Annotated in this window: 17 protein-coding genes; 7 read left to right on the top strand and 10 right to left on the bottom strand. The window is 65.9% G+C overall.

Annotation, left to right across the window (positions count from 1 at the left end; genetic code table 11):
- Positions 1-3: 3 nt before the first annotated feature.
- Entirely contained in the window at positions 4-2,226 is a 2,223-nt protein-coding gene (locus tag NKH31_RS10610; protein WP_254861769.1) for an ATP-dependent DNA helicase, read from the bottom strand.
- A gap of 267 nt (positions 2,227-2,493) precedes the next feature.
- Between NKH31_RS10610 and NKH31_RS10605 the strand changes: the two genes are divergently transcribed.
- Positions 2,494-3,015, top strand: coding sequence for a metallophosphoesterase (locus tag NKH31_RS10605; RefSeq protein ID WP_254861768.1), 522 nt, complete (start codon positions 2,494-2,496; stop codon positions 3,013-3,015).
- Between the two features lie 456 nt (positions 3,016-3,471).
- On the top strand, positions 3,472-3,600 hold the full coding sequence (locus NKH31_RS17700; RefSeq protein ID WP_256547886.1) for a DUF7859 family protein: 129 nt from the start codon (positions 3,472-3,474) through the stop codon (positions 3,598-3,600).
- A 139-nt stretch (positions 3,601-3,739) separates the two neighbouring features.
- Here NKH31_RS17700 and NKH31_RS10600 read toward each other — a convergent pair whose 3' ends face one another.
- The 3 genes from NKH31_RS10600 to NKH31_RS10590 all read right to left on the bottom strand — a co-directional run bounded on the left by NKH31_RS10600 (position 3,740) and on the right by NKH31_RS10590 (position 5,994).
- Complete coding sequence (locus NKH31_RS10600; RefSeq protein WP_254861767.1) at positions 3,740-4,759, bottom strand: threonine aldolase family protein; 1,020 nt, start codon at positions 4,757-4,759, stop codon at positions 3,740-3,742.
- Positions 4,760-4,888: 129 nt separating this feature from the next.
- Positions 4,889-5,188, bottom strand: coding sequence for a hypothetical protein (locus NKH31_RS10595; RefSeq protein ID WP_254861766.1), 300 nt, complete (start codon positions 5,186-5,188; stop codon positions 4,889-4,891).
- Positions 5,185-5,994 carry a hypothetical protein gene (locus NKH31_RS10590; protein ID WP_254861765.1) on the bottom strand — a complete coding sequence of 270 codons (810 nt, stop codon included), beginning with the start codon at positions 5,992-5,994 and terminating at the stop codon, positions 5,185-5,187. The genes NKH31_RS10595 and NKH31_RS10590 overlap by 4 nt, the downstream gene beginning before the upstream one ends.
- 292 nt (positions 5,995-6,286) lie before the next feature.
- Here NKH31_RS10590 and NKH31_RS10585 point away from each other — a divergent pair, with 292 nt between their 5' ends.
- Entirely contained in the window at positions 6,287-7,369 is a 1,083-nt protein-coding gene (locus NKH31_RS10585) for an aminopeptidase (protein ID WP_254861764.1), read from the top strand.
- Between the two features lie 75 nt (positions 7,370-7,444).
- Here NKH31_RS10585 and NKH31_RS10580 read toward each other — a convergent pair whose 3' ends face one another.
- Both NKH31_RS10580 and NKH31_RS10575 read right to left on the bottom strand, forming a co-directional pair.
- A complete protein-coding gene (locus NKH31_RS10580; protein ID WP_254861763.1) occupies positions 7,445-7,912 on the bottom strand; it encodes a universal stress protein in 468 nt (155 codons plus the stop codon).
- Between the two features lie 396 nt (positions 7,913-8,308).
- Positions 8,309-8,557, bottom strand: a complete 249-nt coding sequence (locus tag NKH31_RS10575) for a hypothetical protein (RefSeq protein WP_254861762.1) — start codon at positions 8,555-8,557, stop codon at positions 8,309-8,311.
- An 856-nt stretch (positions 8,558-9,413) separates the two neighbouring features.
- Between NKH31_RS10575 and NKH31_RS10570 the strand changes: the two genes are divergently transcribed.
- Positions 9,414-10,517 carry a glutamate-cysteine ligase family protein gene (locus tag NKH31_RS10570; protein WP_254861761.1) on the top strand — a complete coding sequence of 368 codons (1,104 nt, stop codon included), beginning with the start codon at positions 9,414-9,416 and terminating at the stop codon, positions 10,515-10,517.
- Positions 10,518-10,523: 6 nt separating this feature from the next.
- On the opposite strand, the gene NKH31_RS10565 is transcribed toward NKH31_RS10570, so the two are convergent.
- The 3 genes from NKH31_RS10565 to NKH31_RS10555 all read right to left on the bottom strand — a co-directional run bounded on the left by NKH31_RS10565 (position 10,524) and on the right by NKH31_RS10555 (position 14,164).
- Positions 10,524-11,867, bottom strand: a complete 1,344-nt coding sequence (locus NKH31_RS10565) for a C45 family autoproteolytic acyltransferase/hydrolase (protein ID WP_254861760.1) — start codon at positions 11,865-11,867, stop codon at positions 10,524-10,526.
- Between the two features lie 79 nt (positions 11,868-11,946).
- Complete coding sequence (locus NKH31_RS10560; protein WP_254861759.1) at positions 11,947-13,389, bottom strand: alpha/beta hydrolase; 1,443 nt, start codon at positions 13,387-13,389, stop codon at positions 11,947-11,949.
- Between the two features lie 199 nt (positions 13,390-13,588).
- Positions 13,589-14,164, bottom strand: a complete 576-nt coding sequence (locus NKH31_RS10555) for a hypothetical protein (protein ID WP_254861758.1) — start codon at positions 14,162-14,164, stop codon at positions 13,589-13,591.
- 425 nt (positions 14,165-14,589) lie between these two features.
- On the opposite strand from NKH31_RS10555, the gene NKH31_RS10550 reads away from it, so the two are divergent.
- Positions 14,590-16,179 (top strand): HTTM domain-containing protein, encoded by a 1,590-nt coding sequence (locus NKH31_RS10550; protein WP_254861757.1) that lies wholly within the window; start codon positions 14,590-14,592, stop codon positions 16,177-16,179.
- 123 nt (positions 16,180-16,302) lie between these two features.
- Positions 16,303-18,279 (top strand): heavy metal translocating P-type ATPase, encoded by a 1,977-nt coding sequence (locus NKH31_RS10545; RefSeq protein WP_254861756.1) that lies wholly within the window; start codon positions 16,303-16,305, stop codon positions 18,277-18,279.
- Positions 18,280-18,296: 17 nt separating this feature from the next.
- On the opposite strand, the gene NKH31_RS10540 is transcribed toward NKH31_RS10545, so the two are convergent.
- Entirely contained in the window at positions 18,297-19,382 is a 1,086-nt protein-coding gene (locus NKH31_RS10540) for a phosphotransferase family protein (RefSeq protein WP_254861755.1), read from the bottom strand.
- Between the two features lie 170 nt (positions 19,383-19,552).
- Between NKH31_RS10540 and NKH31_RS10535 the strand changes: the two genes are divergently transcribed.
- Positions 19,553-20,011, top strand: coding sequence for a response regulator (locus NKH31_RS10535; RefSeq protein WP_254861754.1), 459 nt, complete (start codon positions 19,553-19,555; stop codon positions 20,009-20,011).
- Positions 20,012-20,123 lie beyond the last annotated feature (112 nt).

Below are 20,123 nucleotides of genomic sequence, written 5' to 3'. Positions count from 1 at the left end.
GCGTCACGGGTCCGGCGGGTCGCCGTCGTAGGCGTCGTGATCGGCGTAGAAATTTCGCATCGCGAAGGTGAGCTTCGGCGGTTCGATGTCGATGATCTCGTCTCGCACACCCATCGGAAACGTCCCGTTGACGCTGTAGGTGCCGAGTCCCGATTTCGCCCGCTTCGAGTAGCGTCGGTCGAGCAGCGCCCGAACGCCGACGTCCGACGGCGAGCGAAGCACGCGCCCGAGCGCCTGGCGAGTCTTTCTGACCGTCGGGATCTCGACCGCATAGCGCCAGCCGGTGTCGGTGCCGTCGAACGCGAGGTCGTAGGCGTCCTGGACCGCCTGGGCCCGGTCGTCCAAGTGCGGGTACGGGACGCCGACGACCAGCACCGTCCGGGCGTCCTCGCCGTCGAAACTGACGCCCTCGGCGAGCGTTCCCCACAGCGAGGTACAGAGCAGACCGTCGTCGCCGTCGACGAACTCCCGCCGAAGGTCCTCGGCGGAGACGCCCGGTTCGTCGAGAGAGACGGTCGAATCGACCAGCGGGTCGACCCGCTCTGCGTACCGGGCGGCCTCGCCGTAGTTCGGGAAGAAGGCGAGCGTGTTTCCGGGGGTCATCCGAACCGCGTTCGCGATCGTCGTCGCCACGACGTCCTGAACGTCGGGATCGTCCCGATCGCTCGCGAAGAGCGCGGGCGTCTCGACGGCGTACGTCCGGCGGTTTTCCGGGGGGAAATCGAGCCCGTAGGCCATCGTGATCGGATCGTCCATCCCGAGGACGGTCCCGGTCACGTCGAACGGCTGGAGCGTCGCGCTCATGAGGATCGTCGCCGAGAGCTCGTCGAAGAGGTCGCCGGTCACCCGACGCGGGAGACAGCTGTACAGCTCCGCGCGGCCGTAGATCTCGTCGGTTCCTTCGTCGCGACGGACGGCGAGGACCGGATAGACGCCCGCCGAGACCCCCTCGTTCATCCAGGCGTCGACGAACGTCGCGGCCCGCAGCGTCTGACACTCGGTTCGCGTCTCGCGCTCGCCGTTTCGATAGGCCTCCTCGTACTCGGCGTCTAGCTCGCGACCGAGCGCGATCGCCGCCTCGAGGTCGTCGCCGATCCCCTGACCCGTGTAGGACTGCAAGAACGCGAGCGTGAGGTCGTCGCGCCGATCCTCGTTCGCGATCGCCACGTCTCGCCAGTGGGTGTCGACGCGTTCGCGTGCTCGCGGCCCGCGGCTGCTCGCGCTTCCCGCGGCGCCGTGGGCCGCGCTTCCCCCGAACGACTCCTCGTAGGTCTCACACAGCCCGTCGTAGAACGTCTCGATGACGTTTCGGGCCGGTTCGGCGCGTGGATCGTCGCTGTCGTCGAGTTCGTCGATCGCGGCGGCGAAGGTGCGCTCGGAGCACTCGCGGGAGGCGTGCTCGCGAGCGGCGTCTTCTAAGTTGTGCGCCTCGTCGAACACGGCGATGACGTCCTCGGGGTCGCGACCGAGCCAGCGGAAGAAGGCCTCGCGAATCCCCGGATCGAGCAGGTGGTGGTAGTTACAGACGACGAGGTCGACCCCTTCGACCGCGTCCTTGAGCAGCTCGTAGCCACAGAGTCCGCGCTCTTCGGCGTACTCGTAGATCTCCTCGGGCGAGCGAACGTCGTCGAACAGCCAGCGGCCGAAGGCGTCGGCGGCTGCCGAATCGGTGATATTCGACCGGTAGTACGAACAGACGTTGCGTTCTCGTTGCGCTTCGAGTTCCGCCTCCAGCCGGTCGAGTTCGTCCATCACCGCCGCGCGCGCCTCGGCGGCCGAGCCGTCGCCGTCGCGGCTCTCTTCTAACAGCTGGCGCTGGCGTCGCTCTAGCTCGTCGTACTCGCGTTCGATCTCGACGAGGTCGTGGGTCGCATCTCGCAGCGCCTGACACTCCTCGTAGCCGACGTCGATGTGACACATCGAGCCCTTTCCCTTGAACACGACCGCGCGGATCGACTCCTCGCGGACGATCGCACGGGCTTCCTCGACGAACTGACGCATCTGCTGGTGGACGTTGGTCGTGATGACGACCGTCTTTCCCTGCTCGCGGGCGACCGACAGCGCCGGGACGAGCGCAGAAAGCGTCTTTCCGGTCCCGCACGCGCCCTCGAAGAGCACGTCCTGGCCCCTGACCAGCGAGTTGTGGATCCGGTCCATCGCCTCGCGCTGGTTGTCGTAGGGCTCGGCGTACGGGAAAAACCGCGTGTAGTCGCCCGTTTCGGACACGCTCACTGATAGGTTCGCCATCGGGTAAAAGTGTTCGCCGCACCGGGCGGAGGTACGATCACGGACGTGGTGGCAGGGCTATGGCGATTCCCGAGTACGATCCAGACGACCTCGACGCGGCCGTCGTTCGCGAAGCCGAATCCGTCGGTCTGCGTCCACGTCGCCGTCTGCGAGCGACAGTGACAGCTCGACCGAGGCGTCAGACTCTCGCCGGCGGAGTCGGCCGCGAGCGAAAGAACCGTGTCACCGCCCGTCGAAGGCGCTCGCATGATCGCCGTATTCTCGGACACGCACAGCACCGAGGGGCACGAACTCACCGGGGCGGCCCTGACGGCCGCTCGGGAGGCCGACACCGTCGTTCACGCCGGCGACGTCAAATCCGAGGCGGCGCTGGAAGCGTTCCAGGCTGTCGCCGGCGAACTGTACGGCGTCGCCGGCAACGTCGACGAGCCCGGCGTCTCGGATCGGCTCCCGGACGAACGGACCGTCGAGGCCGACGGGATCCGCCTCGCCGTCAGGCACCGACCGGGATCCGGCCAGACCGCTCTCGCGATGTTCGGTCGCGAACGCGACGCCGACGTCGTGGTCTTCGGTCACACTCATCGACCGACGCTCGTCGAGACCGACGACGTCGTCCTGCTCAACCCCGGCAGTCACGCTCAGCCGCGAGGCTTTCGGCCGGGCTTTGCGACGATCGAACGCGACGGCGAGACGATGACGATCGAACTCCTCGAACCGGACGGAACGACGGTCGAGTCGACCGAGGTGCGACTCGATCGGGACGAGTAACGAGTACCGTTGAGATCACCGCCAGCTTCGGGACAGCACGGTGGAGGGCCGAACAGGGTGATCGGATGCCGGTGGATCGGGCGTCAGCGGGCAGGACCGGTCCACGGTGTGGTGGTGGGATAGACCGGTCCTCGCGGGCGTATAGCCAGCGAGCCCGGCTGCGCCCCTGGTGGGATGTCAGACAGGCAACCACCGGGTCGTGGCACACCCCGATCGACCCCACCGGCGAGGATCGACCAGGGTATACGCGAATCGATGTGCGACAGGAGAATATAACCAACCCTAGCTAAAACCCGTCTTTCACCCAGCCCGATTTCGATCGCGAGCGGACGACTGAAGTTCGCTACGCGGGCTCCGTACCTTTCGCGACGTTCGTTCGCGCTCGGCCGTCGGGACCGACCCCATCGCCGATTGGCTTCGAAACGACTTTGCACACACCCCCTGTACGGGGGAACCATGTTTGGATTCCTCCCAGACGATCCGGTCATCCTCACTATCGTCGCGATCTTGCTCGGTCTCATCTTCTTTACGTACCTGCTGTTGCGCCGGACCGTCCTGGAGTTCAAAAGCGGCATGGACGAGTGACTCCGGCCGACCGAATCACGGTGATCGGCCGGTTTACACACGCCACGCGTAGTCGTGCGGCCTGCACCAGTCGTCTATTCATCCGAGTGCGGGCCGGGCGCCGTAGACTCACTATTGTTGCCGTTCGTGAGCCGAAGAGTCACCCCAGCGCCGACCCGACGCGTTCGACGACGGCGTCGACGTCCGCCGGCTCCAGGTCGCGGTGGGCCGTCACGCGGACGGTCGTCGGTCCGAACGGCGAGACGAGCACGCCGTGTTCGCGCAGTCGATCGGTGAACGACTCGACGTCGAGACCGGTTTCGCTCACGTCGACGAGGACGATGTTCGTCTCCGGCGGTTCGACGTCGAGACCGGGAATCTCGTCGAGTCCCGACGCGAGGTCGGCGGCGAGGTCGTGGTCTGTCGCGAGCTCGTCGACGTTATCGAGCGCGGCGAGTCCCGGGCCGGCGACGACGCCGACCTGGCGCATCCCGCCCCCGAAGAGTTTTCTCGCCCGGCGCGCCCGTTCGATGAACGCCTCGTCGCCGGCGAGGATCGAGCCGATCGGCGCGCCGAGTCCCTTCGAGAGACAGAACATGACGGAGTCGACCGGATCGGTGAGATCGGTGACGGGAACGTCGAGGGCGGTCGCGGCGTTGAACACGCGTGCGCCGTCGAGGTGAACGGGTACGCCGCGCTCGTGGGCCGCTTGCGCCGCCGCGGCGATCGCGTCGGCCTCGATCGCGAGTCCGCCGCGGGCGTTGTGCGTGTTTTCGAGACAGAGCAGTCCCGTTCCCGGGCGGTGTAAGTCCTCCTCGACGTATCCGGCGGCGACCTGTTCCGGCGCCGGGACGCCACGCGGGTCGGCGTCGAGCATCCGAACCTGGACGCCGGCGTGCTGGGCGAGCCCGCCGAGTTCGTACTTGACGACGTGGCTCTGTCTGTCCGTGAGGACCTCCTGGCCCGGTTCGGTGTGGACGAACGCCGCGACCTGGTTGCCCATCGTCCCCGTCGGGACGAACAGCGCGGCGTCTTTCCCGACGAGGTCGGCCGCCCGGGATTCGAGTTCGGCGACGGTCGGGTCCTCTTCGTAGACGTCGTCGCCGACTTCGGCGGCGAAAGCGGCTTCCCGCATCGTCTGATCCGGTCTGGTGACGGTGTCTGACCGACAGTCGATCATGCTACCGAGTACCGACCCCGGATAGAAAAAGGAGACGTTCCCGGTCGATCTCCGGCGATCCCGGTCACCCTCCCGCCAGGCAATCGATTGGCGCCCCAAAACGCACCCTCCGTTCGGCGGTCGCGGTCTCTAGAACAGCGGCGCGAACGGACCGATCTCGTCCGGTCGATGGAGTTCACCGTCGGCGACGGCGAGGTACCATCGCGTGGCCAGCAACGTCGTCAACCCTCTCGCAGAGAGCGACAGGTCGAACTCGTTGCCGGCGAACTGCCAGTGCTCGAGTGAGAGGCCGCCGAATCCGGCGCCAGGATCGGCGTACAACGTCGGGATGCGAACGCGGAACTGCCGGTCGCCGAGAGGTTCGACCTCGAGCGGGTGCACCTGGGTTTCGTCGAAGTCGGCCAGTTCGTGGAGACCGTCGCCAATCACTGACAGCGGTGCCCTACCGTCGCTAAACGCGCGCGCGCCCAGCGGGTCGCCACGTCGACTGAGAATCCGCCGACGAAGCCCCTGAGAAACCGGCGTCGGAGGGCGTCAACCCGCCTACCATCTCTCGAATCATCGAGAACTGCCCCGGCCACGCTTCCGGACGAGAGCAGGTCGTGGGCCGTCTCTCGTCCGCCCGGCCCGTCGAGAAAGAACGTCCGGACGGTGTGCGTTTCCAACTCGGTGGGTTCGAGCGCCCCGTCCGCGCAGGGAAGCCCGTCGCGGCAGTCGCCGACGACGTGGAGCAGGTCGACGCGATCGGCGAGTCGATCTCCAGCCGCGGCCACGTGACGTCGGTCGCCATCAAACAGCGCCACCAGCTTGCCGTGCGAAAACGGTTCGAGGACGGCGCGTGCCGGCGGCTCACGGCGAGCGCAGTTAGCGGCGATCACGGTACCGATGCGGTGTTCGAGGACGGCCAGAACGTCCGCGTCGGCCTCGGTGATGACCGCCGCCGCGCCGGCCTCGATGACCGTCGCCGCCGAGATGGCGTCGGTCGCCACGACCACCACGGGTACCGTCGGATTGTTGGCCGCTACCGCGCGAAGGAAGTCCCCGAGGGCGTCCGCGTCGAACGCACCGATGACGACGCAGTCCACCGCCTTGGGCTCCCCGTCGAGGCGTTCGCGGGCGTCCGCCCGCGACGGGACGATCGACACGGCGAAATCGCCGAGTCCGTCCGTCGAGATCCGTTCCGCATCGACGGGTGGCTCGTCGACGACGAGCACGCGGCTGTCCTGTGCGGACATACGCTACGACTACACGTAACCGAGCTTTCACGTTGTGGCCGGGAATTCCTCAGACTTCGAGTTCGAGGCGTTGTTCGCCCCATCGACCGCACGGATCTCGGTGTCTCGTCCCTCGAAATCGAGCACCTGAATTCGATCGTCCGACACGAGTGAGCGGTCATTCGGCGTCGATAAATGAGCACCGCCGAAGCGAGTGACGGCCCTGACACGACTCGTGATGGGGATCGAGAGCGGGGGTGGCTACAATTCCGGAAGCGAAAGGAGTATGCGACCGCCCTCGGTAGCGGCGAACATGGATCCGCGAATCCGCGAACACGCCGCAGTCATCGCGAATCACTCGGTCGATCTCTCCGAGGGCGACACGGTCGTCATCGACGCCCACCCCGTCGCCGAAGACCTCGTCGTCGCCCTCCACGAGGAGATCGGCGAGGCGGGAGCGAAACCGCTCTGGACGGTAAAACGCGCCGGAAAGCGGGCCGGACGAGCCCACCTCCGAACGGCCGACGGCGAGTTCGAGACGCCGGAGCACGAACTCGCGTTGATCGAAGAGACCGACGTCTACATCGCCATCCGGGCCGGGCCGAACGCCACTGAGACGAGCGACGTCGATCCGTCGGTCAACACCGCCTACCGCAAGGCCTACCGCCCGGTGACCGAAGAGCGCCTCGGCAAGCGATGGTGTCTCACCCAGTTCCCCGCGCCGGCAAACGCCCAGCTGGCCGAGATGAGCACCGAGGCCTACGAGAACTTCGTCTGGGACGCCGTCAACAAAGACTGGGACGCCCAGCGAGAACACCAGCAACAGCTGGTCGACATTCTCGACCCCGCCGACGAGGTTCGCATCGTCAGCGGCGACGAGACGGACGTCACGATGTCGATCGAGAACAACCCGGCGCTCAACGATACCGGCACGCACAACCTCCCAGGCGGCGAAGTCTTCACGGCGCCGATCCCCGACTCGGTCGAGGGGACGGTTCGCTTCGACATGCCGCTCTACCAGCAGGGTCGCGAGGTGACCGACGCCTACCTCGAGTTCGAGGGCGGCGAGGTCGTCTCTCACGAGGCCGCGAAGAACGAAGCGGTCCTCACCGAAATTCTCGACGCAGACGACGGCGCCCGTCGGCTGGGCGAACTCGGCATCGGGATGAACCGCGACATCGATCGCTTTACCTACAACATGCTCTTCGACGAGAAGATGGGCGACACCGTCCACATGGCCGTCGGCCGCGCCTACGACGAATCCATCGGCGAGGGCAACGAGGCCAACGACTCGTCGGTCCACGTCGACATGATCGTCGACATGAGCGACGACTCCCGAATCGAAGTCGACGGCGAGGTCGTCCAGGAAAACGGCACGTTCGTCTTCGAGGAGTAGCGAACCGGATTTCGACCGCGAAAACGGCCCTTTTTTCGTAGAAGTACAGATTCAGGCTCACCGGACGGTCCGTCGTTACCGATCTCGAAGGGTGGCGACCTTCGACGGGCCGGGGTGTCGGATGATGACGACGTCGTAGGCGTCGTCGGCCGCAATGCCGCTGCCGACGCTGCTCATCGACGAGACCAGTCGACCGGCGTTCTCACTCCCGATGAACACCATCGACGCGTCGACGTCTTTCGCGATCCGGCGAAGGCGAAGCGAGATCGAGCCCTGTGGCGCGTACCGGTCGACGACACTGTGGTTGAAATCCGCACTCGGACACCGCGCCGTGACCTGTTCGTGAAGACGCGAGACGATCGACTGGAGATCGAAGTTCTCGTCGGGTTCGAGCCAGCCACGTTCGCGGGCGTAGTCCCGGTTGTCGACCGGAATTACGCTCACTGCACACACGGGTTCGTCCAGGACCCGGCCGAACGCGCCAGCCCTGGCGAGCGCGGCTCCCGAGAGGTCAGAGCCATCGAACGGAACGACGAACGTCATACGCAGACCTCACACCGACCCACCAAGAAATCTACCGGCCGTTCTATCGGTTCGGGAACGGGCGAACGCTCGAAGTTGCGGTCACGCGACCTACAATCCAATACCCGGCGGAGAATTTGCTCATTCGGAACGCAGCCCGGGCGGTCACGACGGTACGGTAGCGGGGCGGTCGGTTCGGCGTGCTGTACCGATGGAGCGGACACAAACCGAATCGGGATCCAGAAATCAGATTTTTCGGAATGCAATGCGGGCGGTTGCGACGGTGCGGTAGCGGAGCGGTCGTCCGATGCACTGTTCCGTCGGAGCGGGCGTAGCCCGCGGAGACGGCCCTTTTTCATCGAAATTTTTCAAGGAGTGGTTCGCCTTCGGCGAACCCGACGCAGAAAAAGTTCGCTGTTAGAAATTCCCGGCGGCGGTCAGCACGCCGAGCATCCAGGTCGCGCCGACGACGGCCGTGCCGACGCCGATGAGGGCGTTTTTCTGTCCTTCGGTGAGCGACGACGGTTTGACGTAGGGTCCGACGGCGATGACCGTAAAGAACGCCATGGAGACGAAGAGAAAGGCCGTCGCGGCCATCGTGATCAGGTAGATCGAATCTATGCCGCCGATCGTCGCCACGCCGATCGCAAGTTCCGTACTCGACATCAGGGTCACCTTGCGGAGGTATTTCGAGGCGTCGTACTTGTAGGACTCGGTTTGGGCGAGGCCGGGTTCCGAACGGATTCGATTCAGATCGGCGTCCAGGCGAGCCGGTCCGATCCGTCGGCTGGAACAGTGGCCGGTCGATACGAGTAGCTGTGGAACTCGAATTGGTGGTAGAAATGGTCGGCAGTGGGTCGACGCGTTGCGTCGAACCGATCCCCAGTTGTGATGCCTTGCAGGGCTGCCGACACGATACGTACACCGCCGAAGGAATATTAGCCTACCGGAGCCGAAAATATGTCTCCGCCGGTCGGGGTCGTTCGCTCAGCCGCCCCAGTTCTGCTCGGGTACATTCGTACACGAGTTGCAGACGTCGCCCGCGGCACTGACCGTCCTGCCGCAACCGGGACAGCGGTTCAAACTCTGGTTTCGGGGACCGAGCGCCTTCGTGACGATCCGGCGCCCAGTCTGTACGATCGAATCGAGACGTTTCATGTGTTATGTTCCCAACCTACATAGGAAGCGAAGCGGAACAACGTTGTCGGTGGCTATGCCTGCTCGGCGAGCCCGTCGCTGGACGAGCGGGTAGCGTTGACGCCATGGGGTGACCGACGAATTCGCACGAATTCGACGCGGCGAGGTCGTTCGGAATCGGACGACGGCGAGGCGGTTCCGTCGAACCAACGGCGCGGATGCCCTGCGTGCGCAAGCTCAACGGCTTCCAGTGAACTCGCCTTACCGATCTATCCGTACACTGAGACGAGCCACGAATCGCCGGGTGCGTTCGTGGCGCCCGAATCAACGTGATCGGCCCGACAACGTTCGTCGGGCCAATTGGCGGTTTCGAACGGAGACATCCATGAACACAAGCCTCGAAGTAGAGTACTGGGTCGTCGACGGTGACGGCGACCTGGTGTCGTCCGATCCGTTGCTCGACGTCGCCGACTGGATCGTCCCGGAATTCGTCGAGCCGGTGATCGAGATCAAAACGTCGCCCTGTTCGTCGATGGCCGAGCTACGCGCGGAGTTTCTCGATCGAATCGAGACCGTCGTCGACGCCGCCCGCGATCGGGGGCGTCGACTCGTCCCGCTGGCGACGCCGCTTTCGGCCCCTCCCGCAGAGATACCGTATCGCGAGAAGGAATCTACCGACCTCCAGCGCCGGATCGTCGGCCCGACGTTCGACGACGCGCGCGTTTGCGTCGGCACGCACGTCCACTTCGAACGGCAGAATCCGGCCGATCAACTGAACGCGCTGACCGCGATCGACCCCGCGTTCGCGCTCGTAAACAGCTCGTCGTACTACCGCGGCGAGCGACTGATCGAGTGCGCCAGGCCCTACCTCTACCGGCGCTCGTGCTACGAGCGCTGTCCCCGGCAGGGTCAACTCTGGCCCTACGTCGACAGCGTCGACGAGTGGGAGCGCAAACTCGACGACGCCTACGAGTCGTTCAAATCGCGAGCGCTCCGTCGCGGCGTCGCCGCCGCCGAGTTCGAGGCGGCGTTCGATCCCTACGACGCGGTCTGGACCCCGGTCCGATTGCGAACGGCCGTGCCGACCGTCGAGTGGCGCTCGCCCGATGCGACGCTGCCGAGCGAAATACTTCGGCTCACCGACGCCGTCCGCGCATTCGTAGTCGACGCCGACCAACGCGGAACCACCGTCGTCGCGTCGGACGGGACCGACGACCGGCAGACGAACGGACGGCAGCTTCCCGCCTTCGAGACCGTCGAATCGATCACCGACGCGGCGATTCGCGACGGGCTGTCGAACGCGCGAGTTCGCACGTACCTGCGGTCGCTCGGATTCGATCCGTCGGCGTTCGAGCCGCTCGCGAACCAGCACACTGACGCCCGCCTCACGACGCGACGGGCGAAGCGGCTGCGACTCGACGCGGCGCGACAGCTCGAAGCCGATCTCACGCGTGCACGACATCGAGTGCCGGCCCGAAGCGACGACTAGGCGACGTCACCGTTCGATACCGGCAGTTGAGACGACGTCAGACGGCTGCGATGCCAGCCACCGCTCCCCCGACCGGTAGGCGCGCGGCAGCTCGTCGCCGAAGGCGGCCCTCGTCGGCGTTCGCTCGCACGGATTTCCGAACAGAAACTCGATCTCCGGCGTGCCGCCCTCGAAGACGGCCGCACTCGCGGTCGTGAGCTGACCGAAGGCGTGGGGTTCGTCCGTCTCCGGTTCCGGGTGCCGACAGACCGACCGGTCGCCGGGTCCGTGAGCGTGGTCGGCCGCGAGCTCCCACAGCGTCCCCCGGTCGACCGGGGTCGGTCGATCCGTCTTCTCACCTCCCAGCCGGTCGAGCGTCCGCTCCCGTCTCGTCGTCGAACTCTCCGTCTGGGTCGATCGCAGGTAGACGAAGTGGTTGGTCCGCGTCGCGACGGGGCCCTCGTCGGCGGCGATCGTCTCGGTCACTGGATCGATCTCGAGGACGACGGCGTCGGTCTCGTCGGCGAGAAACAGTGTCTGTCCGCCGAGACGCCTCGTCGGGACGGAGTCGAGCGATCGACGGGCCGCCTCGACGGTCGCACACTCCTCTAGCAGTTCGCGGATGATGGTGCCGTTACGTCGCTGTTCTTCGGGATCGACGTCGTCACGCTCGCTCTCGATCTGCGTGTTCGCCGCGACCAGACCCCGATCGTTGACCCCTTTGAAGATCGAGACCGTCCCGCAGGTATCGACCGTCAGGAGGCCGAAGCAGCCCTCGATCGGCGGCTGCTCGATGACCGACTTCGGTCGGCAACCCCGCCCCGAGATGTCGCGGTTTTTGAGCACGAGCGGACCGGTCGGGGTGAACGAATCAGTTCCGGCCGGAGCGGTCGAATCGGTTCCGGTCGCTCCGGTCAGATTGGATCCGGACCGAGTGGACGAAACGGGTCCGGATGGAGCGCTCGCCTCCGGTGAGACGAGCACGTTCGTACAGCCGAGACCGGCCGACGCGCCCGCCGGGTGTTTCTCGGTTCGTCCGGGACCGTCCGCGAGCGCCTCGCAGAGTTCCGCGTACGCGAAGACGTAGACGTCGTAGAGCTCGCGGTCCACGTCGAACGCCTCCGCCATCGCATCGTAGGCGCGTCGGTGGCGGTCGGGGAGACTCTTTCTGGATCGGCGGGCGTACTCGATCATCGGGTCGAGATCCGTCCCCTGCTCGGCGACGATGTCAGCGAGTTCGTCGATCGCCCACTCGACGGCGACCCGCTCGGTTTCGGCGCGACGGCGACCGAGTTCGTCGAAGGTTTCGGGCGGCTCGACGGTCGCCGGCGGCGCGCTCGTGGCTCGTCTCTCGACGTGGGGTTCGTCCATGAGCGCGATGCGGGGCGAATACGGGTGAATCACCTGCCTGAATAACACGCCCGGTTCGGCGCTCGCCGTGGCTCGGCGATCAGCTCGCGTAGTCGTCGACGAACGCGGCGACGTCCTCGACGACGGGCGCCGCGAGCGGCGATTCCGGTTCGTGATACTCCGCCATCGTCATCGCACCCTCGCTCACCTGAAAGCGGTGATTGCGGTCATCGTAGACGGCGAACTCGACGTCCGGATCGTCGGCCAACGCCTCCTCCCAGATCGGCAGATCGCCGTCAGCCGTCACCTGCCAGTCTCGCTTGCCCTGCGCGAGGAGGACGGGAACGTCCAGTTCGGCGGCCGTCTCCACGTGGTCGTACGACTCGAGCGACGCGAAGTACTCGCGGCCGCCCAGATCGAAGAGAACCTCGTCGTCCCCGATATCGAGCGAACGGATGCGATCTGTCGTCGCCTCGATCTCGGCGAGTCGCTCTTCGTCCTCGGCAGTCAGTTCGCCGTCGAGTTCGAACGGGTGGCGGTTTTGCTGGTCGAGCATGTCCGCGACCGATCGCGCCGCCGGTGCGAGCATCGCAATGGCGGCCAGTTCGCCGTCTCGGTCGGCGATACGGGGAGCGAGCGTCCCGCCAAGACTGTGTCCTGCGACGAACACGGCGGCGGAATCGACGCGGTCCTGGTCGCGCAGGACGTCGATCGCGGTCAGCGCGTCCTCCGTGGTCACGTCGTCGATCGTCGCGTTCGCGAGATCGACGTCACAGGCGAACGTCCGCTTGTCGTACCGACAGACGGCGACGCCACGCGAGGCGAGTCCCCACGCGAGTTCCTTGTAGGTCCGATTCGGACCGACGGTCGCGTCGCGATCGACGGGGCCGCTTCCGTGGACGATGACGACGCCCGGGAACGGGCCGTCACCCTCTGGTATCGAGAGCGTCGCGCCGAGCGAACAGTCCTCGGGTGCGTCGAGAGCTATCTCGTCTTCGGTGAACGAGTCCTCGTCGACGTAGTCCGGCACGTCCCACTCGGCCATCGGCGGGATGAAGAAGCCGGCCACCTCGTCGGTTCCGTCGACGAACGAGACCTCGAAGTCCTGCGGTCCGTCCGCCAGGTTCGCCTGAACGGTCACCCGATGGAATCCGTCAGATGTTCCGCCGTAGGTAGCGTCGACGATCCCCTCGAACGGGCCGCGCGCGGCGAGCAACTGCGTCCACGCGGCTTCGAGCGTGTCAGCGTCGAGATCCGAGCGGGCGAACTCGGCGACGGCCGCTTCGGCGCCCTCGAACGATCCCTCGTGGAGGCGCTCGACGAACGCGGACGCCTCCGCATCGAGTTCGCCGGGCGTGAGCGGATCGTCACCCGCACCGTCGTCGGAATCAGGGTCGTCGGCGGTCGTATCGTCATCGTCGGCACCATTGTCTCCGCCAGTACACCCGGCCAGCCCCAGCGCGACGGCCACCGCACCGAGTCCCAACAACCGACGCCGTCGGATCGGCGTCGTCTTCCTCGAATCGATCGTGGCCCCAATCATGCGAATTCTCTCGTCGTCAGGGAGAAAACTGTTTTGTGAAACGTAGTTCACGACAGATACTATTACAGTACAGTTCGAGGCGGGCGGTTTCATGGAACAGTGCGCGCAGTCGAACGTCGTCCGGGCGGTTCGAGAGTGATCGGACAAAACCGTCGACGGTACGAGTCGGCGAGAGTCGCCGTCGGTCGAGACGGGCCGACTACCGACCGTCGCGGCCCCCGTCCACGGCCTCGTCGAACGGGGACTCGGCCGCGGCGGATTCAGGACCAACAGCGACGAACAGCGAGAACAGTCCGCCCAGGAGCAGACCGTAGAGCAGGTGACCAACGAGGGTCTCGAACGCGGCGGCGGGGAAGACGGGATCGGCGAACCCGCCGAGGACGACCCACAGCGTCTGGGCGATCACCGGCAGGACGGCCCAGACGGCCAGCCCGTAGACGAGCCCGGCAAGCGCGAACCGGGTGTGGAGCCCCATCGCCGCGATGAACCCCGTCTCGACGTCCGCACTCAGCGTTCCAAGGATGAGAGGACGCGTTACCAGAAAGCCGAAGACGACGCCGAGGACGACGCCGTGAGCGAGATGGAACGCCCACCCAGCGGCTCCCGGATCCACCCCGTATAGTTGCGGAACGGTTTCGGTGACGATCGTCGGCTGGACCAGCCAGAGCGCGAGTCCGAACAGCGCGGATCCAACCAGTCCGCCGACGGCACCGCCGAACACCCAGCTCATCGAGCCGCTGAATCCGACCGCCGTCGACGCGGTTCGATCGGCCATACGATTCGTACGTGGCGTCTCTCGAAAAAGGATTGGCCGGGATCGACGACGTAGGCGGTGCGTACATGGTTGGCATCATCGCTACCCAACGGACGAAAAAGCGGGCACCAACGGGCGTAGGTGAATTCAGGATGGCAACCACAGACGCCGTGCCCGCAGGCACCGGTTCACCAGTTCACGGTATATGCTTGTTGGCAGCACGCACGACCGGTGGATACAGGATCATACGCCCATCACCGAAAGTGACTGCAGGAATCTACCTACATCGTCGTGGGTGACTACAGAGTTCTACTTACATCGACGTAGGTGACTACAGGGTTCTCCCTACATCGACGAGATCAGTCTATCGAGAGCGCGTTTACATTAACGGGAGTTTTCACTCAACAGAAGACTTATCAAACAGCCATCTGAATCGGCGGTCGTCAGTGCCCTCCGCCAGCCCTCCACGCGACGAAGCGACCGCTTCCGACGACTCGGCCACCGCGCACGAATCGGTCGACTCGACGCCGAAGCCACTCGACCGAATTCGCCGACGGATCCGCGAGCGAGCCACCGTAGATACGCGAGCGCTCGCCACTCTCAGGATCGCCCTCGGAGTGATACTTCTGATCGATCTCGCCCACCGAGCGGGCGATATTTCGACGTTTTACACCGACGACGGCGCCTACCCGCGTGCGTCCTACGAGACGGCCTCCCTGTGGGACGGCTACTCGATCCACGCGCTCTCGGGAGAGCTGTGGGTCCAGGTGGCGTTGTTCGCCGTCGCGGCCGCGTTCGCGATCGCGCTCGTCTGTGGGTACCGAACGCGACTCGTCGCCGTCGTCTCGCTCGTGTTGCTGGTTTCGCTCCACGCCCGTAACCCCGCCCTCCTGAACGGCGGCGATCGGTTGCTCAGGGTGGTGTTGTTCGTCGCACTCGTGACGCCGCTGGGCGAGCGGTGGTCGGTCGACGCCCTCCGGCGAGGGCGAGCGCGAACGCGCGTCGCCGGCGTCGGGGTCGCCGCGCTGCTCGTCCAGCCCGTCGCGGTGTTCACCGCGAACGCCCTCCAAAAACGCGACGGGGACACCTGGTTCGCCGGCGAGGCGGTCGAGATCGCGATGGCGAACGACGAGATGACGATCCTGCTCGGCAACCACCTCGATCAGTACGCCACCCTGCTCGAACTGGGGACGTGGCTCTGGGTCGCGTTGCTCTCGGGATCGGCGCTCTTGCTCCTCGGCACGACCGGTCGCCTGCGCGCACTGGTCGCGCTCTGCTACATCGGGGCCTTCGCCGGGATGGCGCTGACGCTCTCCGTCGGGCTCTTTCCCTACGTGCTCGCCGCCTCCGTCGTTCCGTTTCTCACGACACCGTTCTGGGATCGGCTGGCCAGACTCGTTCCCGAGCGAGTTAAATCGGCGACGGGGCGGATACCGGCGGCCGTCCCCGGACCGCTCACCGCGACCCCGGTCGAACGACGCGCGCTCGCCCGGCTCCGGCGGAACGGCAACGCGTCGACGGCGTCGTTCGCGGTGGCGTTCGGCCGGTCGTTCCTGACGGTTGCGGGCGTCCTCGTCCTCTGCTGGATCCTGCTCTTCAGCGCGACCAACGCGACCGACTACGACGCGCCGAGCGAAATCGAGGCGGTGGCGCCAGACGAACAGCACTGGGGGCTGTACGCCCCCGATCCGTCGGAAACGTACACCTGGTACGTCAGCGCGGCGGAACTCGAAGACGGGACGGTCGTCGACGCCGTCGACGGCGGCGAGGTTCTGACCGATCGACCGCCCGACGCGGCCGCGACGCACGACTCGTTCAGACACCGAAAGTTCGCGGAGACGGTCCGTAGCTCGAGCTACGACGATGCGCCCGTCGTCGCCGAACGCTACGTCGAGTGGGCGTGCACGCAAGCTACGCAGCGTCACGACGACGGCGTCGAGGCGGTCTCGTTCACCATGGTCAGCCAGCCGAGCCCGATCGACGGAACCTACGAGGAACCGCGGGAGACGACGCTCATCGAGCGCGAGTGCGCGTAAGGCGTCGCGAGCGCCTTCGTGGAGTACGCTCGCGGACGTACGACGGCCGCCGAGGCGTACCGGCGACTGTCGAGACTCATCGCCAGACGAAGGCTTAACCACGCCGACCGAGAATCCACCTGCATGGAGACGGCCCCCGGCCAGGTGTCGGTTACCGCCGATCGATCGACGTCCCCGGCGAACCGACCGGTCGTCAGGCGCCAGGCGCTCTTCGTCGCCCTCACGTTCGTCGGCATGTTCGGCGGACTGCTCGGTAGCTGGTTCGGCGCGCCGGAGGCGTTCGTGTGGGCGAACTACGCGGTCGCGTACGTCTGTGGCGGCTGGTACGGCCTCAAAGCGAGCGTCGAGACGATCCAGGAGCCGGCGGTCGAGATCGACCTGCTGATGATCCTCGCCGCCCTCGGTGCGCTCTACATCGGCGCGCCGTTCGAAGGGGCGATGTTGCTCTTTCTGTTCTCGCTCTCGGGCGTCTTAGAGGAGTACGCGATCGGCCGGTCGCGGACGGCGATCCGGTCGCTCATCGAGATGCGTCCGGACGCGGCGCAGGTGCTACGCGACGGAACGGAGGTGCGGACCCCGATCGACGACGTCGAGGTCGGCGACGTGTTCGTCGTTCGACCCGGCGATCGATTGGCGCTCGACGGGGTCGTCGAATCCGGCGAGAGCACGGTCGATCAGTCGTCGCTGACCGGCGAGTCGGTCCCGGTCCCCAAAGAGCCCGGCGACGAGGTGTTCAGCGGAACGATCAACGAAACGGGAAGCCTCGAGGTTCGAGTGACGAAACCGGCCCAGGAGTCGGCCATCTCCCGGCTCATTCACATGGTCGAGCAGGCCCAGGAAAAACGCGCGCCGACACAGCAGTTCATCGACCGATTCGAACAGCCCTACGTGCTGTCGGTCCTCGCGATGACGGCGGTCGCGATCGCCCTGCCGATCGCGCTCTTCGCCCACGCGTTCGAGCCGACGTTCTACCGGGCGATGACGCTCATGGTGGCCGCTTCGCCCTGTGCGGTCATCATCTCGACCCCGGCGGCGGTGCTCTCGGCGATCTCCGCCGGCGGTCGACAGGGCGTCCTGTTCAAAGGCGGCGAACACATCGAGACCGCGGGGGACGTCGACGCGATCGCGTTCGACAAGACGGGGACGCTGACTGAAGGAAATACACGATTGACGCAGGCGCGCGCTCGCGACGGCGTCCGCGTCGACGGGGAGTCGCTGACCGACGACCGACTGCTTTCACTCGTCGCCGGCGTCCAGTCCCGATCGGAACACCACCTGGCCGAGGCGACCGTCGAGGCCGCCCGCGAGCGCTCGCTCGAAATCCCCGCTGCGACCGGCTTCGAGGCGGTCGTCGGCAAAGGGGTCCACGCGTCGGTCGGAGGTCGGACGATTCACGTCGGAAACCAGCGCTACGTCGAGACGGAACTGGCGGGCTCGATCGGCGGGCTCGAGGCGGGACTCTCCGCCGTTCGCGAACTGGAGGCGTCCGGACGGACGAGCGTCCTCGTCGTCGAAGAGAGCGGCGACACCCGGCGCGTTCTCGGCTGGCTCGCGTTCACCGACACGATTCGGGCCGACGCCGCCGAGACCATCGCGCGACTGCGCGAACGCGGCGTCGAGCAGATCGTCATGCTGACCGGCGACAACGAGCGCGTCGCTCGCGCCATCGCGGACGAACTCGGGATCGACGAAGTGTACGCCGAGTTGCTCCCCGAGGAGAAAGTCGAACACGTCGAGATGCTCCAGGAACGCCACGAGGCCGTCGCGATGGTCGGCGACGGCGTCAACGACGCGCCCGCCCTCGCCACGGCCGACATCAGCGTCGGGATGGGCGGCGCCGGAACCGACGTGGCGCTCGAGACGGCCGACATCGTCCTCATGTCCGACAAGCTCGACCGGCTCCCCTACGCGTTCGCGCTCAGCCGGGAGACCCGACGAACGCTGTACGTAAACTTCTCGATCGCCTTCGGCGCCATCGCCATCATGATCGTCGCGATCCTCACCGCCGGCATCCCGCTGCCGGTCGCGGTGGTCGGTCACGAGGGATCGACGGTGCTCGTCAGCCTGATCGGCCTGCGACTGCTGCGCTTCGACGGCTGACGATCGATCTCCCGGACCTACAGCTCGAAGTCGCCGTCGACGATGGCCGTCGCGAGAAGCCCCAGGTAGTCGATGTACGGCCCGCGCGCGGCCTCGCCGCCAGCTTGCAGCGCGGTTCGCTCGAGGTCCTCCCAGACGGCCGCGAGGATGAACGCGGCGAACGCCCGGTAGAACCGCTCGTTTTCGAAGCGATAGCCGGTATCCGCTTCGTATTGCGAGACGAGTTCCGCGCGAGTCGGACTGCCGGGGTCGCTCGTGTACGGGGCGAGTCCGCGCTCGTCGATCGCCTGAACGTCAGCGATCGCCTCGCTATCGGCGTATCGCGATGCGAGTTCGTCCACCGGGAGCGACGGATCGTCCGCGTCCCGAAAGCGGAGCAGCAGGTAGCCGAGTTCGACCAACGGATCGCCGAGAAAGGCCGTCTCCCAGTCGAGTACGCCCGCGATTTCGGGCCGATCGTCCGAAACGAGCAGGTTCGCCGGTCGGTAGTCGCCGTGGACGAGCGCCGTCGTCGCGTCGGTCGGCGCGTTCGCCCGGAGCCAGTCTGCGACCCGCCGGAGCTGCGCGTGTTCGTGACCGGTTGCGGCCAAGGCGTCTTCGAACTGCGAGACGATCGTCTCCACCTGGGCTCCGAGGGGCCGACGGTCACAGACGTCCGCGAACCGATCCGCGTCGACCGTGTGGAGCGTCGCCATCGTTTCGACAACCGACGCGGCGAACCGAGCGCGTGCGGCCGGCGTCCGAAATCGTTCGGGCAGGTCCGCTCCCAGCGGGACGGACTCGCCAGCGAGGTAGGTCGTCACCAGGAACGGGTCGCCGAGCACCGACTCGTCGGTACAGCACGCGACCGCTTCGGGCGAGGGAATCGACGTTTCGTGGAGACGTTCGAGGATGGCGTGCTCCGTCGAAACGTCGTTGAACGAGTCCATCTCGCGGAACTTGTTAGGACGACGGAGGACGTACGCGCAGTCTGTCTCAGGCGTCGAGAGGGCGACCGACAGGTTGAGTCCGTCGTGGAGGACCGTCGTTTCCGAGCCGGCAATGTCGCACTCTCTGGCCAGGTACGCTTCGAGGGCACCAGCGTCGAAGTCGCCGTCGGTCATACGAATCGATTCGCAGAGCGTCCTAAAAAATCCGGCTCGCAGGAACCCACCCATCCAGATAGTTCGACACGAGCGATCGGGACGACCGCGTGACGATTCGGGTCGAGAACCGACGCAAGCGCGATGAACAGCCAACACGCTCATTTTACCGGCCGGTCGCATAGGACGTAATGAACGCACACGACGCCGCCGAACCGGCGGACATTCTCCTCGTCGAAGACAATCCCGGTGACGTACGGCTGACGAAAGAGGCGTTCAAAGACGGTCAAATCACCAACACGCTTCACGTCGTCGACGACGGAGTCGAGGCGCTCGACTTTCTCTTCCAGCGAAACGAGTACGAAGACGCTCCGATCCCTGATCTCGTCCTGCTCGATCTCAACCTCCCGCGAAAGAACGGCGACGAGGTCCTGGCGGAGCTACACGAAGACCCGAGACGTCGGCGCATTCCGGTGATCGTCCTGACGAGTTCGGAGGCCGAAACGGACGTCGTTAAATCCTACGAGCTCTGTGCCTGTGGCTACCTCACGAAGCCGGTCGATCCCGACGAGTTCATCTCGACGGTCAGGGAATTAGAGCAGTTCTGGCTCTCGATCATGCGGCTACCGAGCGAGTCGAATCTCGACTGAATCGGCCGGCCACGTACCAATCACGATAACCGTCGTCCTCCGGGAGCGGTGGTCGGCGTGTTCGAGTGAACCCAGAAAACGGCGTCCCCCGACGAACGAGAGTAGTTGGATG

The sequence above is a fragment of the Halovivax gelatinilyticus genome (assembly GCF_024300625.1).
Taxonomy (GTDB): Archaea; Halobacteriota; Halobacteria; order Halobacteriales; family Natrialbaceae; genus Halovivax; species Halovivax gelatinilyticus.
This window is presented reverse-complemented; position numbering and strand designations above follow the sequence as displayed.

What these genes read in the sequence shown, in the direction of transcription:
- NKH31_RS10540 (WP_254861755.1), bottom strand. Translation starts at nt 19,382, where the DNA reads ATGACCGACGGCGACTTCGACGCTGGTGCCCTCGAAGCGTACCTGGCC.
- NKH31_RS10600 (WP_254861767.1), bottom strand. Translation starts at nt 4,759, where the DNA reads ATGATCGACTGTCGGTCAGACACCGTCACCAGACCGGATCAGACGATG.
- NKH31_RS10605 (WP_254861768.1), top strand. Translation starts at nt 2,494, where the DNA reads ATGATCGCCGTATTCTCGGACACGCACAGCACCGAGGGGCACGAACTC.
- NKH31_RS10545 (WP_254861756.1), top strand. Translation starts at nt 16,303, where the DNA reads ATGGAGACGGCCCCCGGCCAGGTGTCGGTTACCGCCGATCGATCGACG.
- NKH31_RS10575 (WP_254861762.1), bottom strand. Translation starts at nt 8,557, where the DNA reads ATGTCGAGTACGGAACTTGCGATCGGCGTGGCGACGATCGGCGGCATA.
- NKH31_RS10570 (WP_254861761.1), top strand. Translation starts at nt 9,414, where the DNA reads ATGAACACAAGCCTCGAAGTAGAGTACTGGGTCGTCGACGGTGACGGC.
- NKH31_RS10560 (WP_254861759.1), bottom strand. Translation starts at nt 13,389, where the DNA reads ATGATTGGGGCCACGATCGATTCGAGGAAGACGACGCCGATCCGACGG.
- NKH31_RS10565 (WP_254861760.1), bottom strand. Translation starts at nt 11,867, where the DNA reads ATGGACGAACCCCACGTCGAGAGACGAGCCACGAGCGCGCCGCCGGCG.
- NKH31_RS17700 (WP_256547886.1), top strand. Translation starts at nt 3,472, where the DNA reads ATGTTTGGATTCCTCCCAGACGATCCGGTCATCCTCACTATCGTCGCG.
- NKH31_RS10555 (WP_254861758.1), bottom strand. Translation starts at nt 14,164, where the DNA reads ATGGCCGATCGAACCGCGTCGACGGCGGTCGGATTCAGCGGCTCGATG.
- NKH31_RS10585 (WP_254861764.1), top strand. Translation starts at nt 6,287, where the DNA reads ATGGATCCGCGAATCCGCGAACACGCCGCAGTCATCGCGAATCACTCG.
- NKH31_RS10535 (WP_254861754.1), top strand. Translation starts at nt 19,553, where the DNA reads ATGAACGCACACGACGCCGCCGAACCGGCGGACATTCTCCTCGTCGAA.
- NKH31_RS10580 (WP_254861763.1), bottom strand. Translation starts at nt 7,912, where the DNA reads ATGACGTTCGTCGTTCCGTTCGATGGCTCTGACCTCTCGGGAGCCGCG.
- NKH31_RS10590 (WP_254861765.1), bottom strand. Translation starts at nt 5,994, where the DNA reads ATGTCCGCACAGGACAGCCGCGTGCTCGTCGTCGACGAGCCACCCGTC.